The sequence below is a fragment of the Rhabdothermincola sediminis genome (genome assembly GCF_014805525.1).
In the GTDB taxonomy this organism is placed as follows: Bacteria; Actinomycetota; Acidimicrobiia; order Acidimicrobiales; family Acidimicrobilacustridaceae; genus Rhabdothermincola; species Rhabdothermincola sediminis.
In genome coordinates, this window is the sequence record NZ_JACFSZ010000003.1 from 83,750 (window position 1) to 99,940 (window position 16,191).

Annotated in this window: 17 protein-coding genes; 6 read left to right on the forward strand and 11 right to left on the reverse strand. The window is 70.0% G+C overall.

Annotation, left to right across the window (positions count from 1 at the left end; all coding sequences use genetic code 11):
• Positions 1–42: 42 nt before the first annotated feature.
• Positions 43–894: an MBL fold metallo-hydrolase gene (locus HZF19_RS03240; protein WP_208027311.1), complete on the reverse strand. Its 852-nt coding sequence runs from the start codon at positions 892–894 to the stop codon at positions 43–45.
• 145 nt (positions 895–1,039) lie between these two features.
• Between HZF19_RS03240 and HZF19_RS03245 the strand changes: the two genes are divergently transcribed.
• Positions 1,040–1,918: an alpha/beta fold hydrolase gene (locus tag HZF19_RS03245; protein WP_208027312.1), complete on the forward strand. Its 879-nt coding sequence runs from the start codon at positions 1,040–1,042 to the stop codon at positions 1,916–1,918.
• On the opposite strand, the gene HZF19_RS03250 is transcribed toward HZF19_RS03245, so the two are convergent.
• Entirely contained in the window at positions 1,908–2,825 is a 918-nt protein-coding gene (locus HZF19_RS03250; protein ID WP_235979264.1) for an HhH-GPD family protein, read from the reverse strand. The genes HZF19_RS03245 and HZF19_RS03250 overlap by 11 nt on opposite strands.
• 28 nt (positions 2,826–2,853) lie before the next feature.
• On the reverse strand, positions 2,854–3,363 hold the full coding sequence (locus HZF19_RS03255) for a MaoC family dehydratase (protein ID WP_208027313.1): 510 nt from the start codon (positions 3,361–3,363) through the stop codon (positions 2,854–2,856).
• Positions 3,364–3,496: 133 nt separating this feature from the next.
• Here HZF19_RS03255 and HZF19_RS03260 point away from each other — a divergent pair, with 133 nt between their 5' ends.
• From HZF19_RS03260 to HZF19_RS03275, 4 genes are all read left to right on the forward strand, one after another.
• On the forward strand, positions 3,497–6,148 hold the full coding sequence (locus HZF19_RS03260; protein ID WP_208027314.1) for a putative bifunctional diguanylate cyclase/phosphodiesterase: 2,652 nt from the start codon (positions 3,497–3,499) through the stop codon (positions 6,146–6,148).
• 328 nt (positions 6,149–6,476) lie between these two features.
• Positions 6,477–8,072, forward strand: a complete 1,596-nt coding sequence (locus tag HZF19_RS03265) for an acyl-CoA dehydrogenase family protein (protein ID WP_208027315.1) — start codon at positions 6,477–6,479, stop codon at positions 8,070–8,072.
• A gap of 97 nt (positions 8,073–8,169) precedes the next feature.
• Entirely contained in the window at positions 8,170–8,403 is a 234-nt protein-coding gene (locus HZF19_RS03270; RefSeq protein ID WP_208027316.1) for a FitA-like ribbon-helix-helix domain-containing protein, read from the forward strand.
• Positions 8,390–8,800 carry a type II toxin-antitoxin system VapC family toxin gene (locus HZF19_RS03275; protein ID WP_208027317.1) on the forward strand — a complete coding sequence of 137 codons (411 nt, stop codon included), beginning with the start codon at positions 8,390–8,392 and terminating at the stop codon, positions 8,798–8,800. The genes HZF19_RS03270 and HZF19_RS03275 overlap by 14 nt, the downstream gene beginning before the upstream one ends.
• A 4-nt stretch (positions 8,801–8,804) precedes the next feature.
• Here the strand turns inward: HZF19_RS03275 and HZF19_RS03280 are convergent, their stop codons facing one another.
• From HZF19_RS03280 to HZF19_RS03300, 5 genes are all read right to left on the reverse strand, one after another.
• Positions 8,805–9,677 (reverse strand): HpcH/HpaI aldolase/citrate lyase family protein, encoded by an 873-nt coding sequence (locus tag HZF19_RS03280; RefSeq protein ID WP_208027318.1) that lies wholly within the window; start codon positions 9,675–9,677, stop codon positions 8,805–8,807.
• A gap of 12 nt (positions 9,678–9,689) precedes the next feature.
• Positions 9,690–10,739 carry an HpcH/HpaI aldolase/citrate lyase family protein gene (locus HZF19_RS03285; RefSeq protein ID WP_208027319.1) on the reverse strand — a complete coding sequence of 350 codons (1,050 nt, stop codon included), beginning with the start codon at positions 10,737–10,739 and terminating at the stop codon, positions 9,690–9,692.
• A 97-nt stretch (positions 10,740–10,836) separates the two neighbouring features.
• Positions 10,837–11,328: a hypothetical protein gene (locus HZF19_RS03290; RefSeq protein WP_208027320.1), complete on the reverse strand. Its 492-nt coding sequence runs from the start codon at positions 11,326–11,328 to the stop codon at positions 10,837–10,839.
• Positions 11,329–11,417: 89 nt separating this feature from the next.
• On the reverse strand, positions 11,418–12,647 hold the full coding sequence (locus HZF19_RS03295) for a hypothetical protein (RefSeq protein ID WP_208027321.1): 1,230 nt from the start codon (positions 12,645–12,647) through the stop codon (positions 11,418–11,420).
• The gene (locus HZF19_RS03300; protein ID WP_208027322.1) at positions 12,605–13,291 is read right to left on the reverse strand and encodes a dienelactone hydrolase family protein; all 687 of its coding nucleotides are present in this window, start codon (positions 13,289–13,291) and stop codon (positions 12,605–12,607) included. The genes HZF19_RS03295 and HZF19_RS03300 overlap by 43 nt, the downstream gene beginning before the upstream one ends.
• Before the next feature lie 171 nt (positions 13,292–13,462).
• Between HZF19_RS03300 and HZF19_RS03305 the strand changes: the two genes are divergently transcribed.
• Positions 13,463–14,095, forward strand: coding sequence for a hypothetical protein (locus HZF19_RS03305; RefSeq protein ID WP_208027323.1), 633 nt, complete (start codon positions 13,463–13,465; stop codon positions 14,093–14,095).
• Between the two features lie 217 nt (positions 14,096–14,312).
• On the opposite strand, the gene HZF19_RS03310 is transcribed toward HZF19_RS03305, so the two are convergent.
• From HZF19_RS03310 to HZF19_RS03320, 3 genes are read right to left on the reverse strand one after another with little or no spacing between them, the layout of a single operon-like run.
• The gene (locus tag HZF19_RS03310) at positions 14,313–14,777 is read right to left on the reverse strand and encodes a PPOX class F420-dependent oxidoreductase (protein WP_208027324.1); all 465 of its coding nucleotides are present in this window, start codon (positions 14,775–14,777) and stop codon (positions 14,313–14,315) included.
• Between the two features lie 52 nt (positions 14,778–14,829).
• Positions 14,830–15,633, reverse strand: coding sequence for a hypothetical protein (locus tag HZF19_RS03315; RefSeq protein ID WP_208027325.1), 804 nt, complete (start codon positions 15,631–15,633; stop codon positions 14,830–14,832).
• A 19-nt stretch (positions 15,634–15,652) separates the two neighbouring features.
• Positions 15,653–16,165, reverse strand: coding sequence for a hypothetical protein (locus HZF19_RS03320; protein ID WP_208027326.1), 513 nt, complete (start codon positions 16,163–16,165; stop codon positions 15,653–15,655).
• Between the last annotated feature and the right edge of the window lie 26 nt (positions 16,166–16,191).

The window sequence follows — 16,191 nt, forward strand, 5'->3', positions numbered from 1 at the left end:
GTTCGTTGGCGAAGGTGCTCGGGGGCTCCGACACCGAGCAGGTCACCGAGCGGCGGCGGTGACCCGCCCCAGCGTGATGGTGAGACCCTCCCAGGCCGCGAGGACCTCCTCGATCCCGAGGCGATCGGCCTGTTCACGCACCACGGGCATGAACCCGTCGATCACCTCGTCGGAGTGCGCGGGGTCGTGGTGGAAGAGGGCCAGGCGCCGCACACCCGCTTCGCGGGCCACGTGGAGCGCGTAGTCGACGGTGCAGTGGCCCCAGTGGGACTTCAGCGCCCACTCCTCGTCGGTGTACTGGGCATCGTGGATGAGCAGGTCGACCCCGTCGGCCAGCTCCAGCACCTCCGGCGCGACCTCGAAGCTGCCGTCGAGCGGCTGCTGGTGGTCACTGAGATAGGCGACGGTCGCTCCGGCCAGCTCCACCCGGTAACCGAACGTGGGACCGATGTGCGGCACGTAGCGCGCCCGCACCTTGGCGTCGCCGATCGCCAGGTCGTCGGCGTCGATGGTGTGGAACTCGATGTCGCCGATGAGGTCCCCGACCCGCACGGGGAAGTACGGCGGCCGCATGAACTCCTCGAAGGCCTCGGCGACGGAGATACCGTCCTGCGGAGGACCGTAGACGTCGAGCCGGGCTCCGGAGCGGTTGAGGGGGACGCAGAACGGCAGCCCCTGCACGTGGTCCCAGTGGAGGTGGGTGACGAGGGCGTGCGCTCGGAACGAGCCGTCATCCGTCTGAGTCTCACCGAAAAAGCGGAAGCCGGTACCCAGGTCGAAGACGATGGGGTCGCTGTCGGCGGTCTCCAGCGCGACGCACGCCGTGTTGCCCCCGTGGCGCCTGTTCGCCTCACACGAGCACGGTGTCGAACCACGCACGCCGTGGAACGTCACGTTCAACGACGGTTCACCCCCCGGTACCGACGCAGCGAAGACCCCTCTGAAAGTGCCATCCACGCTAGTCATCGACCCCGCCGGCTGTCCCGAAAAGTGACATGTTTCTCAACACGGTCTGAATGGCCGGTAGGGTCACCAGGTCATGACCGAGATCATCCAGGGACGGGTCCGGGCCAACGGCATCGACTTCGTCCATCTCGAAGCCGGGGATGGGCCGCTCGCCCTGTGCCTGCACGGCTTCCCGGACACCGCCTGGGGGTGGGAGCCGCTGCTCACGGACCTGGCCGCGGCCGGCTTCCGGGCCGTGGCGCCGTTCATGCGTGGGTACGCGCCCAGCTCCGTCGCGGCCGACGGCCGCTACCAGACGGGTGTGCTGGCCCTCGACGCCATCGCCCTGCACGAGGCCCTCGGCGGTGACGACACGGCCGTGCTCATCGGGCACGACTGGGGGGCACTGGCCACCTACGGGGCCACCGTTCACGAGCCTGGCCGATGGCGGCGGGCCGTCGCGGCGAGCGTGCCGCCCGCCTCGGTCATGGGCCCCGCCCTGCTCGACTACGACAACCTCAAGCACCGGTTCTGGTACCAGTTCTTCTTCTGCAACCCCCTGTCGGACGTGGCGGTGGCCATGAACGACCTGGCCTTCATCGAGCGCCTGTGGGCGGACTGGTCGCCCGGACTGGACGCCGGGCCGCACCTGACACGAGTGAAGGACGCGCTGCGAGATCCGGCCAATCTCACCGCCGCGCTCTCCTACTACCGCCAGACGCTCGGCGGTATCGGTCAGGACCCGGCCATCGCCGACGTCCAGGCCGCCAGCTTCCAGACCCCGAGCATCCCGGTGCTGTACCTGCACGGCACCGACGACGGCTGCATGCCCTGCCCTGACGTCTCGACCCTCGCCGCCGCGCTTCCCGGGGAGGGTTCCCGGGTGGAGCTGGTGGAAGGCGCCGGCCACTTCCTCCAGTACGAGGCGCCCCAGCGGGTCAACCGGTCGATCGTGGACTTCCTCACCGCGTAGGCCTGCCGGTCACGGGCGGGACGGTCGGCAGCCGCACGCGACCCGCGGAGTCCACCAGCGCCAGCCCGTCGCGCACGAGCGACGCCACCACCCGCGCCGCGCGCTGATGGTCACCGGGCCACCCCGCGACCGCGGCGATATCGGACGGCTCCACCACCCCCTGCTCGCGCAGCGCGTGGACCAGCCGGCCGCGGCCTTGACGATCCGAGCCCTCGAAGCGGGACTGCGGCACCGAAACCCCGGCGGACCCCCTCGCCGGGTCGGGCGAAGTGCCTCCACGACCCTGCCAGCAACAGGTGGCTCGAACCGGGCAGGCGTCGCAGCGAGGGCGGCGGCTGGTGCACACGGTGGCACCGAGGTCGAGCATCGCCTGGTTCCATCGCCACCCCGCCCCGCGCGGCACCGCCCGGTCCGCGAGGTTCTGGACCTCGGCTCGGTCGAGCGGCCGACCGGCCAGCCGGGCCAGGACCCGGGCCACGTTCGTGTCCACCACGCCGACGTCACGTTCGAACGCGAACGCCATCACCGCCCTGGCGGTGTAGGGGCCGACACCGGGCAGCCCGAGAAGGGCCTCGACGCGGTCGGGAACCTCACCGCCGTGCTCGTGCTCAACGATGGTGGCGGCGCGATGCAAGCTGACCGCTCGGCGGTTGTACCCGAGCCCGGCCCACGCCCGCACGACCTCACCCACCTCGGCTGCCGCGCACGCCTTAGCCGTGGGGAACCGAGACAGGAACGCCGCATAGCGGGGGATGACACGGGACACCTGCGTCTGCTGCAGCATCAGCTCCGATACCAGGACCGCCCACGGATCGCGGGTGCGACGCCAGGGCAGATCACGGCGCCACCGATCACCCCAGCGCAGCAGGCGCCGGCGCGCCGGCGCGGGGAGCGGGCTCGCGGTCAACTCCGGGTGCGCCACCCGATGCGCGGTGTCACTCGAAGACGGTGTCGTCGTAGGGCAGCTTCCGGGGAGGTGCGAATGCCTGCTTCCAGACCATCACCTTGCGGATGAAGTAGCAGACCTCTTCACCACGCTGGTTGATGCCCTTGGTCTCCACCTTGACCACACCACGCTTGCCGTCCGAGGTCTCCTTCTTCTCGAGGACCCGGGTCACCGCGTAGATGGTGTCACCGTGGAACGTCGGCTTGGCATGCTTCAGGGTCTCGATCTCGAGGTTCGCCACCGCTGACCCGCTCACGTCCGGGACGCTCATCCCGAGCACCAGGGAGTAGACGAGGTTGCCCACCACCACGTTGCGCCCGTGCACCGTCTCGTGCTCGGCGAACCACTCGTTGGTGTGCAGTGGGTGGTGGTTCATCGTGAGCATGCAGAAGAGGTGGTCGTCGTACTCGGTGATCGTCTTGCCGGGCCAGTGCCGGTAGACGTCACCGACCTCGAACTCCTCGAAGTAGCGGCCGAATGGGCGATCGAGCACGGTCACGGATGTCACCTCGGCGGATCGGACGGTCGGTTCGGGACGCCCGAGCGTAAGGCACGTCTCCGGCCGCGGGCCATTGCGGCTCGTGACCCTCGTCTCCTCTCCCATTTCGTTCAGCAGCCTGCTGGTCGTGCCGATGAGAAGGAGGATGGGCGGAGCGGCGAGCGAGGAGGGATGGTCGTCCGACACGGCCTTCTTCGAGGCCCGTGACCGCCAGATCGAGCTGTGGCGCATGGTGATCCGTGCCCGCTACGCGGCGGTCGCCGCCGCCGCGCTGCTGGCGACCACCCCGGCCGCGGGCCCCAAGCACTGGTGGCTGGCCGCCATCGCCATCTTCCTGGTCATCCCGTACAACGCCGTGTACGACGTGCTCCTCCGGCGCCGCGGTGTGCTGCCGAACACCGTCGCCTACACCGACCAGGTCGTCGCCGTCGGCATCATCGCCTTCGCCCCCGAGCTCACGGTCCCCCTGCTCGTGGTCATGCTGGCGGTGGCCGCCACCAGCGCCGTGGCCTTCGGCCGGCGGGTGGCCGCCCAGGCGGCGCTCGTCGGTGCCATCGGCACCGGCGTGGTGATGACCATCGCGCAGCCCGAGGACGCGGTGCCCGTCTACCTCATCTACCTCGTCGCCGGCGCCTTCATCATCATCGTCGTCGGCAGCGTGTCGGAGGTCGAGCGACGGGTGCGCCACCGGTACGCGGAGCTCATGGGGGGCATCGACGCGGTGGTCTGGGAGCAGGTCAGCCGGAACCCCTCCAGGCTGTACGTGAACCGCCGGGCAGAGGAGATCTTCGGCTACCCGGTCAGCGACTGGCGGCGCCCCGGGTTCTGGGGCCGGACGGTCCATCCCGACGACCGCTTCGAGGCCGCCAAGGCCTACCGGGAGGCCATCCGCAAGGGCCAGAACCGCGAACTGGAATACCGGATGATCGCGGCCGACGGCCGGGTGGTCCACGTCCACGACCGCATGCGGGTCGAGACCGACGGTGAGGGGCGCGCGGTGCACGTGCGCGGGGTGCTGCTGGACGTCACCGATCGGAAGGAGGCCCAGGAGCAGGTCGATCAGCTCATGAACCTTGTGGAGCGCATCCGGCTGGCGCTGTTCGTGTTCCGGCTGGCGGACCCTGATGACGATGAGTCGCTCACCCTGATCGCCGTGAACCCCGAGGCCTCGATGATCACCGGGGTCCACCCGACAGCATCCGTAGGTCGGCGGTTCCGCGAGGTGATCCGGCTGCCGGACGCCGACGTGCTGATGGACAACCTGCTCGACGTGATCCGCCTCGACGAAGGTTGGATGGTGGACGACTTCAAGCTCGGCACCTCCAAGAAGGTGTACGCGGCCCACGCCTTCCCCCTGCCGGGCCATGCGGTCGGTCTGACCCTGCAGGACGTGACCGAGCGGGCGATGGCCGCCGAGGTGCTTCGCCGCCAGGCGCTCCACGACGGCCTGACCGGGCTGCCGAACCGCACGTTGCTCAACGACCGCCTCCGCCAGGCGCTCCAGCACGCCGAGGTGAGTGGTGAGCCCGTCGCTCTGCTCATGATGGACCTCGACCAGTTCAAGGAGGTCAACGACGCCCTCGGGCACGACCACGGGGACCGGCTGCTCATCGAGATGAGCCGGCGACTCCAAGGGGTGCTGCGCGACGTCGACACGATCGCCCGGCTCGGCGGGGACGAGTTCGCGGTGCTGATGACGTTCGGCGCCAGCGAGCAGGGCGCCGTCGATGTCGCGCAGCGCATCCGGGAGGCGCTCGAGCGCCCCTTCCGGCTCGGCGGGATCAGCGTGCAGACCAGCGCGAGCATCGGGATCGCGCTGGCGCCCGCCCACGGCACCGACGCCGAGACGCTCGCGCAGCGGGCCGACGTGGCGATGTACACCGCCAAACGGGGAGGCGGTGGCATCGCCATGTACGCACCCGAGCACGACCAGTCGAGCATCCGGCGCCTCGCGCTGCTCGGCGAGCTGCGCCGGGCGATCGACGACGACGAGCTGGTCCTCCACTACCAACCGGTCGTCGATCTGTGCACGGGAGAGGTGCGCAGTGCCGAGGCACTCGTGCGCTGGCAGCACCCGGAGTTCGGCCTCATGCCCCCCGGCGAGTTCATCGAGCTGGCCGAGGTGTCAGGCACCATCCACGCACTCACCCGCTGGGTGCTCGAGCACGCCGTGCGCCAGGCACAGTCCTGGGCCGGCGCGGGTCTCGAGCTGTCCGTGGCGGTCAACCTGTCGGTGCGCAACCTCTACGACCCCGATCTGGTGCCGTGGCTGTCGGATCTGCTCACCGCCTCCGGCCTCGCCGCCGACCGACTCCAGCTGGAGATCACCGAGAGCGAGCTCATGGACGATCCGCTGTTGGCCATGGAGGTGCTGGGGCGGATCAAGGCGCTCGGCTCCACCACCAGCATCGACGACTTCGGCACGGGGTACTCATCGCTCGCCTACCTGAAGAACCTGCCGATCGACCAGCTCAAGATCGACCGCTCGTTCGTGGGCACCATGGCTCGCGACGAGAGCGATCTCACCATCGTCCGCTCGACGATCGACCTCAGCCACAACCTGGGCCTGATGGTGGTGGCCGAAGGGGTGGAGGACCGCACCGCGTTGAGGATGCTGGCCGATCTCGGTTGCGATCGGGCTCAGGGCTACGTCGTGAGCCGCCCGATCCCAGCCGACGAGCTCGAGCGTTGGCTGCGTGATCCGGCGGCGCGCCGGGATCTGCAAGCCCAGCTACGCAGCTCGCTCGTGCCCGACGACCTGCCGCCGAGCGGCGTCAAGCGCTGAGCGCGCTGGGCTGGCCGGGATCGTGCGGGGACCCATCCGCAGCGGCGGCCGCGCTCAGGGCGCAGCGGACGCAGAACGGGGCCTTGGATCCGCCGTAGCTGTAGACCAGGCAGACCCCGCAGAACTCACCCAGGCACGACCGGCACGTGCCGGTGCTGTACGCCCCCGGGTGGGTAGGGCACACCCCCATCCTGCCCTCCTCGATCGCCGACAGCCTTCGGAACGTCTCCCCGCTCGAGCTATCGCCCGGCGCCCCGCGTCCGACACCGGTCTCCGGGTACCGGGATCGGAATGGGAGGGCCGACTTACCCACGGGTAACCTGCGCTCATGACCGCAGCTGCTGACCTCACCGCGGCCAAGGCCGTGATCGACGCCGCTGGCGACCTGGTCGAGCAGGCCACCCGCCACCTGGCCATCAGCTCGATCGACGACCACCAGGTCGTCGCCTACGACCTGGCGCACGCCGCCGCGGCCGTCGAGACCGGTCGGGCCATGCTCGACTACGGCGCCCGGGGTGATGCGGAGGCCCGCCTGGCCTGCGCGTACATCGCCGACGCGGTGGCCGAGATCGGGGCGAAGGTCCTCGGCCGGGAGGGCGAATGGGGGATCTCGCCGGCGGCCCTCGACGACACCCGGGACTTCCTGCGCGCCTACCGGGACCCGGCGTTCGTGGCGTCCCTGGCGGAGGAGCCCGGGCCGCGCCACCTCGATCCCGACTTCGAGCTGGTCCAGGACACGTTCCGGCGCTTCGCGGAGGACAAGCTGCGCCCCATCGCCGAGCACATCCACCGGCAGAACGCGGACATCCCCGAGGAGATCATCGAGGGCCTGGCCGAGATGGGCGGCTTCGGCCTGTCGATCCCCGAGGAGTACGGCGGCTACTCGATGGGCGGCGAGAGCGAGTACATCGGGATGGTGGTGGCGACCGAGGAGCTCTCGCGCGGTTCGCTTGGCGCCGGCGGGTCGCTGATCACCCGGCCGGAGATCCTCACCCGCGCCCTGCTCGCCGGCGGCACCGAGGAGCAGAAGCGCGAGTGGCTGCCCAAGCTGGCCACGGCCGAGGCGATGGCGGCGGTGGCGGTGACCGAGCCCGACTATGGCTCCGACGTGGCCGGCATCAAGGTGACCGCCACCCGGGTCAACGATGGCCCCGATCGCGACGGGTGGCTCATCAACGGGGTGAAGACCTGGTGCACGTTCGGGGCCCGGGCCAACGTGCTGATGCTGCTGGCCCGCACCGATCCGGACCGCTCCAAGACCCACCGGGGCCTGTCGATGTTCGTGGTGCCCAAACCGGTCGGCGACGGGCACGGCTTCGTGTTCGAGCAGGAGGGCGGCGGCAAGATGGAGGGCCGCCCCATCGACACCATCGGCTACCGAGGGATGCACTCCTACGAGATCGCTTTCGACGGCTGGTTCGTCGAGGCCCGCAACCAGGTCGGGCTGGAGGCCGGGCTCGGCAAGGGCTTCTACTACCAGATGGCCGGCTTCGAGAACGGGCGCCTGCAGACCGCGGCCCGCGCCGTCGGGGTGATGCAAGCCGCCTATGAGGCCGCTTTGCAGTACGCGAAGGACCGGGTGGTCTTCGGCCAGCCCATCGTCGACTACCAGCTCACCCGGGCCAAGCTCGGCCGCATGGCGTTCATGATCCAAGCCGGCCGCCAGTTCGCCTACCAGGTGGCCAGGCTGATGGCCCGGGGCGAGGGCCAGCTCGAGGCGTCGATGGTGAAGGCCTACGTGTGCAAGGCCGCCGAGTGGGTGACCCGGGAGGCGATGCAGATCCACGGCGGGTTCGGCTACGCGGAGGAATACGACGTGAGCCGCTACTTCGTCGATGCCCGGGTGCTGTCGATCTTCGAAGGGGCGGACGAGACGCTCTGCCTGAAGGTCATCGCCCGCCGCCTGGTCGATGCCGCCTCGTGAGGGATCACCCGTGAGGGATCACACCTGAACCACGACCGGCGGGTCCGGCCATCGTTCATGCAGACTTGCATGTTATGATGCGATGGTGCCTCGAACGGTGCAGATACGGGACCTCGACGACGAGGTCTATGCGGCGCTGAGCCGGCGGGCCGCCGAAGCGGGTACCAGCGTGCCCGAGCTGCTCCGGCGGGAGGCCACCAGGCTGGCAGCGCGCCCCACGGTCTCGGAGTGGTTGGCCCGCAGCCATCGCCGGCCGAACGAGGTGACCGCAGACGACATCATCGAGGCTCTCGACGAGACGCGCGGCTCCTGGCCGGATGATCGTCGTTGACGCCTCCTGCCTCTACGCCGTCGTCGCCGCCACCGCAGCGGCCGGGCCGGTGCGAGCGCGGCTGGCAGCCGACGAAGAGCATGCTGCGCCCCATGTGATCGACGTGGAGGTACTCGGCATCATCCGCCGTGACCACCTCCGCGGCGCGCTGGACCCGACTGCCGCCTCGCTGGCGGTCGACGCGCTGCGCACCTGGCCGGGCGAGCGCTACGGGCACCGCAGCCTGCTGGACCGGGCGTGGGACCTGCGAGCCAACGTGCGAGGCTGGGACGCGATGTACGTCGCGCTGGCCGAGGTGCTCGGCGCCACCCTGGTCACGCTCGACCGTCGACTGGCAAGCGCCACCGGCATCGACTGCCGGGTCGACGTGATCAGGACCCGAGGGGTCTCGGCCTGAGGGATCAGCCCATGGCGGCGATGGCGTCCGCCACCGCCAAGGTCCGGCGGGCCTGCTCCACGTGGAGGTTCTCCACCATGCGACCGTTCACGGTCACCACCCCGCGCCCCTCACGCTCGGCTTCCTCGAACGCGGCGATGATCGCTCGAGCCGCGGCGATCTCGTCCTCGCTCGGGGCGAAGATCCGGTTGCAGGGCTCGAGCTGCGACGGGTGGATGAGGGTCTTGCCGTCGAAGCCCATCTGGCGCCCCTGTCGGCACTCGGCCGCGAAGCCCTCCTCGTTGCCGATGTCGTTGTAGACACCGTCGAGGATGGCCTTGCCCGCCGCCCGGGCCGCGAGCAGGCACAGCCCGAGGCCGGTCAGCAACGGTTGACGCCCGGGCACGTGCTCGGCGTGCAGCTCCTTGGCTAGGTCGTTGGTGCCCATCACCAACACGGCCAAGCGCTCCGAGGCGGTCGCGATCTCCTCCGCATGGAGCATGGCCACGGGCGTCTCAACCATGGCCCAGATCCTGGTGCGGTCGGGTGCACCAGCGGCCTCGAGCGCCTTTTCGACCGCGGCCACGTCGGCGGCGGAGTTGATCTTCGGCACCACCACCGCGTCCGGGCCCGCCTGCGCAGCCGCCCGCACGTCGTCGGCATGCCAGCGCGTGTCGAGCCCGTTGACCCGAATCGTGATCTCGCGCGAGCCGTACTCGCCGGAAGCCGCCGCCGCGCACACCCGATCACGGGCCTCGGCTTTCGCGTCAGGCGCGACCGCATCCTCCAGATCGAGGATCAACGCGTCGGCAGGAAGGGTCTTGGCCTTCTCCAGGGCGCGTTCGTTGGCCCCGGGCATGTAGAGCACGGAACGGCGGGGGCGCAGGTCGTCGGACATCGCGGTCACCTCTCAGAGCTCGTAGGCGGCGGCCAGCTCGGGGTCCCGTGCTGCGAGGGCGGTCGCCAGGTCGACCATCACCCGGCACTGCTTGACGGTGGCATCGTCCTGCATCTTGCCGTCGATCATGACCGCCCCCGTGCCGTCGCCCATCGCCTCGATGACCCGCTTGGCCCAGGCCACGTCGGCCGGGTCCGGGGAGAACACCCTCTTGGCGATGTCGATCTGCACCGGGTGCAGGCTCCAGGCCCCCACGCAGCCGAGCAGAAAAGCGTTGCGGAACTGGTCCTCACAGGCGACGGTGTCGCGAATGTCGCCGAACGGGCCGTAGTAGGGGTAGATCCCGTTCGTCACGCAGGCGTCCACCATCCGGGCCACGGTGTAGTGCCACAGGTCCTGCTGGAAGGTGGCCCGTGGCGCCTCCGGGTCCTCGGGGTCCGGGTCCTCGCGCACCAGGTACCCGGGGTGGCCGCCACCCACCCGGGTGGTCTTCATCCGCCGGTCTGCGGCGAGGTCGGCCGGCCCGAGCGAAAGCCCTTGCATCCGGGGGCTGGCGGCGCAGATCTCCTCGACGTTGGCCACCCCCCGGGCGGTCTCGAGGATGGCGTGCAACAGCAGCGGGCGGTCGAGGCCCGCCTTCGCCTCGAGCTGGGCGAGGAGCCGATCGGCGTAGTGGATGTCCTCGGCACCCTCCACCTTCGGGATCATGATGACATCCAGGCGGTCACCGATCTCGGGCACGATCCTGAGCAGGTCGTCGAGCACCCAGGGCGAGTCGAGGCTGTTGATGCGGGTCCAGAACTGGGTCTCGCCGAAGTCGATCTCCTTTCCGACCCGCACCAGGCCCTCCCGGGCGGCTTCCTTGCGGTCGGCGGCGATGGCGTCCTCGAGGTTGCCGAGCAGCACGTCGGCCTTGCCCACCATGTCGGGCAGCTTGGCGACCATCTTGTCGTTGCTCGGGTCGAAGAAGTGGATCATCCGCGACGGCCGGAACGGGATCTCCCGCGGGGGGGCCGGGGCGCCGACGGCCAGCGGCCGGAAGAAGTCCTTGGGGTTGCGCATCGGGTTGCCTCCCGGACGACTCGGGGCGAAAACGGTGCGTGCCGCCCGACCCTAGAGGGGTGGGCGGCACGCGACGAAATCGTCGGGACAGGCCGGATCAGCCGGTGAACCGGGGAGCAGTGGTGACCCAGGTGGCAGCAGCCGACGTGGTGGTGGTGGTGGCGAGCGTCGTCGTGGTCGTCGTGGGCTGCTCGCCGAACACGTTCGTGACCGTGACCGTCCGGTCCACGAGCTGGTCGATCACGATCGTCTGGTTCCCCCCGATCACCTGGTCGGCGCCGCCGTCGTCGACCTCGACGATCGTGCACTCCACCGGTCCCAGGATCGGCAGGTCCCCCTCACCACCCTCCGGCCCGAACTCAAAGAGGATGCCAATGGGATCGACCTCGCCCTGCGGACGGCCCGCCGGCCCGTTGGCCAACAAGGTGCAGTCGACCACGATCTCGAACACGGCGTCGGCCGGGGCGGTGCCCTGCACCTCCTTCACGACGGTGAGCACGGCACTCTGGGCGCCGGCCGTGGCGGGGCTCACGACCAATGAACTCGCGACGACGAAGGCCGCGCCGCCAAATAGCAAGAACTTGCGCACTAGTTGTTTCTCCTCGGGTTGGTTGACGACCCGAGCGGGCCGCTCGACCACGAGATCATAGGGGGCCTGCGCCCTCCCCCGCCGGACCGTCACGTGACGAGGTCGGACGGGAGCAACTGCTCGGTCAGCAGGCGCTCGAAGCGGGCCGGGTCCCCGCCGACGAAGGCACGGCACCGGGGCAGGCCCTCCACGTAGCAGGAGACGTAGGCCCGCCAGGTGGGGTCCGTGAGGAACTCGACCGCCTTGGCCGCCCGGGCCCGCGGCAGCAGTGCCCAGCGTTCGAGGTAGGCGACGACCTCCTCGGGGTCCCGACGCAGCTCGTGGAGCAACCAGGCGGCGTTGCCCCGGACCGCCCCGAGGACCTCGGTGGCCTCCGCGACGGCGGCGACCACCTCGGCGTCGTAGCGGATGCCGAGCACCCGAAAGTGCTCGGCCAGCACCGGCTCGGGGTGCTCCCCCAGCAGCACCTCGAGACCCAGGTCCGCCAGGCCCTCGGCGAGCAAGCACTGGGGGGTCCCGACCAGGAAGATCGTCTCTTCCAGGTGACCACGGCGACGTACCAGCCCCACCTCCTTGCGGGTGTGCTCGGTGTGATGCCCCGGATAGGCCTCGTGGGCGACGAGCTGCCCGAGCGAGAGCGACAGCACCGGCAAGTCGGTGTTGATCGCCACCCTGCTCCGCAGCCCACCGAGGTAGTGGTTGAAGCCGGACCAGGGCCGGTCGGTCACCAACTCCCAGTCGACGTGCTCACCCTCGGGGAGGCCGAACAGCCGCTCGGTGCGCTCCCGGAAGTCCTCAGCGAGGGAGCGCACCGCGGGCTCGATCATCCCGGGGTCGATGGCGTGGCCCTCCCGCCAGGCGATGAAACGCTCGGCGAGGGAACCGGTGCCGGGCAGCAACTCCTCCACGCGAGCGTGGGCCGCAGCCAGCTCGTCCTCGGGTCGCGGGGTGGGTCGCACGCCGTAGCAGCGTTCGACCTCCTCGGCATAGGGGATGATCTCGCCGGCCAACCTCCGGGCGGTGGTGTGCAGGCCCTCGAGCTGGGCTCGCAACCAGCGGCGCCGGGTGGGGTCGAGGTCCTCGCCGCCCGCCCCACCGTCGAGGGCGGCGATGAGCGTGCCGGCGCGCTCCGCCAGTGCCGCCGGGGGGCGGAGGGGTTCCGCGGCGACGCGCGCCGAGAGCTCGGCTGGCCCGTAGTAGGCATCCACGAGGCCGTCCACGTGGCGGCCGAGCCGCAGGCCCAGCTCCAGGTAGCCGGTTACGGGATCGGGCTGGTTCAGCGGATCGTCTCGCGGAAGAACGAGATGGTCGCCCGCCACGCCTCGGCGGCGGTCTCCGGGTGGTACACCTCAGGCCGAGTGTCGTTGAAGAACGCGTGATCCACGCCCGGATGCACCACCAGCTCGACATCCTTGCCCAGCTCGATCAACTGCTCTTCGAGGGCCTTCACCTTGTCCGGCGGGAAGAAGCCATCCTCGGCCGCGAAGTGGCCCCGCACCTTGGCGGTGAGCTTGGACCAGTCCGGCTCGACTGCCTCCCAGGGGATCACCCCGTAGAACGGGGCGATGGCCACCACCGCGTCGGGCCGCATGGTGCCCACCAGCATGGCGAGCCCACCACCCATGCAGAACCCGATGACCCCGACCCCGTCGCTGGTGACGGCCTCGAGCGACCGCAGGTGGTCGATGGCCCCGGAGAGGTCCCTGCCGGCCTGCTCGAGGTTGAGGGCCATCATCAGCTTGCCGGCCTCGTCGGGCTCGGTGGTCTGCCGGCCGTGATAGAGGTCGGGGGCCAGAGCCACGAAGCCTTCGGCCGCGAAGCGGCCGCACACGTCGGTGATGTGGGGCACGAGTCCCCACCATTCCTGGATCACGATCACCCCCGGCCCACTCCCGCTGGCGGGGACCGCCAGGTAGCCGGAACAGGTGTGGCCGTTGCTCGGGAAGTCGATGAGCTCACCCATGGGCGCGCACCCTACCTCCCGGAACACTCGGGAACGGTCCGGCGACACCGGTTTCGGACCATCGCCGTGGGAGGCCTCGCCAAACGGCAAGCTGGTTGCCGGCGGGTGGAAGTTCGATCGCTCGCCCAGGTCGTGTCTCACCGACCGACGGCCCCAGCGAAAGGACACTCCATGAACGCTCTGGCTCTCCGGCACATCCCACTCGCGCTCATCGCCGGCGCGCTGCTCGCCTTCTCAGCAGCCTGCAGCTCGTCAGGCTCCGAGGACGGCGCGTCGCGGCAGATGGCAGGGTCCACGACCGCCACGCCCGGTCCGCAGGGAGGCGACGGCGACGAGGGAGCGACTGAACGCGGCTGCCCCAGCGAGACCGAGCTGGTGATCCACACAGGCTCGAAGGACCTGCCACTCGTTGCCACGAGCGCGAAGGCAACGGTGACCCTCGGCTCGAGCATGGAGCTCGGGTTCGGCAACTTCGATGTGCCGGACGAGCAGATCGGCGCCATCGCCGCCCCCACCCTCACCGGCGATCAGCTCTTTGCCTCCCTGTACTTGAGCGCGTCCCAGGGAGCGACGCTTGAGCCCGGGACCTACGTCTCCACCTCCAGCGCCACCGGCCCGCTCCAGCTCAACTCCGAATCGGCCTACGACCGCAGCGGGAGGTTGTTCTTCACGGGTTTCTCCCCCGTGGAGGCGGACACGGTCGAGATCACCACGCTGGACCAGGATCGAAAGCTCGTGTGCGGGACGATCGCCACCTCGCTGCTCGAGGGTTCATTCCGAGCCGAGATCATCTCCTCGTCGTGACTGCTCCGGCCACGGCCCTCGCGAGTTCCGATAACGCCGGAGTTCGGGGTCCCCCTTGGCCACGAAACACCAGAGGCCGCCGATGCTGTCGCGCCGGATGGAGCCGTGAGGACGTCATCCCCTGACCCGACACCGAACGCGCTGGCGTTCCCCGCGCACCCTGTCGCTCGTGGAGCTGGCAAAGCCTGACCTCCCGGGTTCGCGCACCGATTCAGGCTCAATACGTGCCGCCGAGCTTGCTGTGGTCCCACGAGACGATCTTCTCAGGCACGATCTCGACGGCCACCCGCTTGTTCGCCAGCGCCTGCGCCATCATCTCCGCCTCCTCTTCGGTGGCTGGCGTCCAGTAGCGCATCACCACGTCCTTGGCCACCCGCATCAGGGTCTCGGCATCGTCGTGGATGACCGCCTTGCCGACGATCTCCACCCCGCGGAGGTTCTCGTACTGGTCGCCGTCCTCCACCAGCGCGGTGATCCGCGGGTCGCGCCGGAGGTTGAGCACCTTCTGGCTCTTGGCGAAGGTCTCGAACGCCGGGTTCCCGTCGAGGAACCCGTACCACATGGCCACGAGGTGGATGTTGCCGTCCGGACCGATGGTGGCGATGTTCATCGTCTGGCGCTCGTGCAGGAACGCTCGCACCTCCTCGTCGGTCATCCTGATCGCGTCACGCCGCTTCGGCATCGGCTTCTCCCATCTCGTCGTCTCGATCCACTCGCCCGGCGGTCGGCCGCCGTCAGAACACGTCGCCCTTGAACAGCTCAGGTGCCACCGGGCAGTCGGTGCGCCGCAGCCCCTGCTCGACGGGCTCCGGCCCGCAGGGTCCCACGAGGCGATCGACCAGCTCCAAGGGAAGCACCTCGTCGTCCGCGTCCCAGGGCTCGGCCGCGCTCACCGCCCTGGCCCGCAGGCCCTCCCACATCCGCTGGGGGAGCAACCGGCCCACGCCGCCGACCAGCCACACCGGCACACCCAAGTGGTGGGCGACAGCAGCGGCTGCCAGCGAGCCGCTGACCGCCAGCGCTTCGCTCGGACCGATCGCGCTGGCCTCCAGCACGACCAGATCACCGACCGCGACCGCCGCGCCCAGGCCGGCTTGGGGCACGTCCACCGCCTCGACGTCCGCGCTGAGCAACCGACGCACGAGCCCCGAACCCTCGCCAAGCGCGTCGACCACCAACACCTCCAGGTCCCCCCGGCGGGCCAGCGCGTCGTCTGTTGTGCTCGGCCAGCCCAGCACCACCACCGTGGCGCTGTCGGGCAGGGCATGCGCCAGCTCCGCGGCCGTCGGGTCCGCCGCGACCGCTCCGGCCGCTTCCCAGATCTCCGACCGTGGATCGCTGGCGGTGAGCACCCTCGCCGCGAACCACACCAGGGGGCCCGACGCGGGCTGGCGGGACACGATCCTGCGGCAGGCGGTGACCAACCCCTGCGGGTCGCCATCGAACGACGCCAGCGCCCGGGCCGTCTCCTGCACCAGCACCTCGGCAGGCGCGCCCGACGCCCGGGCCACGTAGCGGAGCCGCTCGATCGGGTGCACGGCCCCTTTCTACCGGTTCCTACGTCCCGGGCTTCCAGATCATGTCGATCATCAGCAGCAGGAACAGCAGGTGCAGGATGCCGCCGTACATGCGGGCCCGCTTGCCCCGGGCCTGCAGCTCCGCCACCTCGGCGGGAGGACCGCCGGGGCCCGGGGTGACCTCACCCGACACGAGCTTCTCCTGCAGCGCGAGCATCGCCCGGAGGTTCGGGACGTGCACGAACAGCGAGAACAGCGCGGCGGCGAAGAACAACAGGAACGCGATCGAGATCCAGGTGTCGGAGAACTTCCAGGCCTCGTCCGACAGCACGATGAGCGCGACACCGAACCCGCCCGCAGCCCAGATGAACGGGGTGGTGAGCACCTTGGCGGCCTGGAACCCCGCATTGCTCATCGCGTACGCCACCGGTGGCTCCTGCTGGCGGGCCATGGCCGCCAGCACCGGCCAGACGAACGACGAGCCGAAGCCCACGATCACCGCCAGCAGGTGCAGCAGGAAGAACAACTGATACGCGAACGAACCGGTGCCCATGGCCCACGCTCCTCTCTCCGATCGGC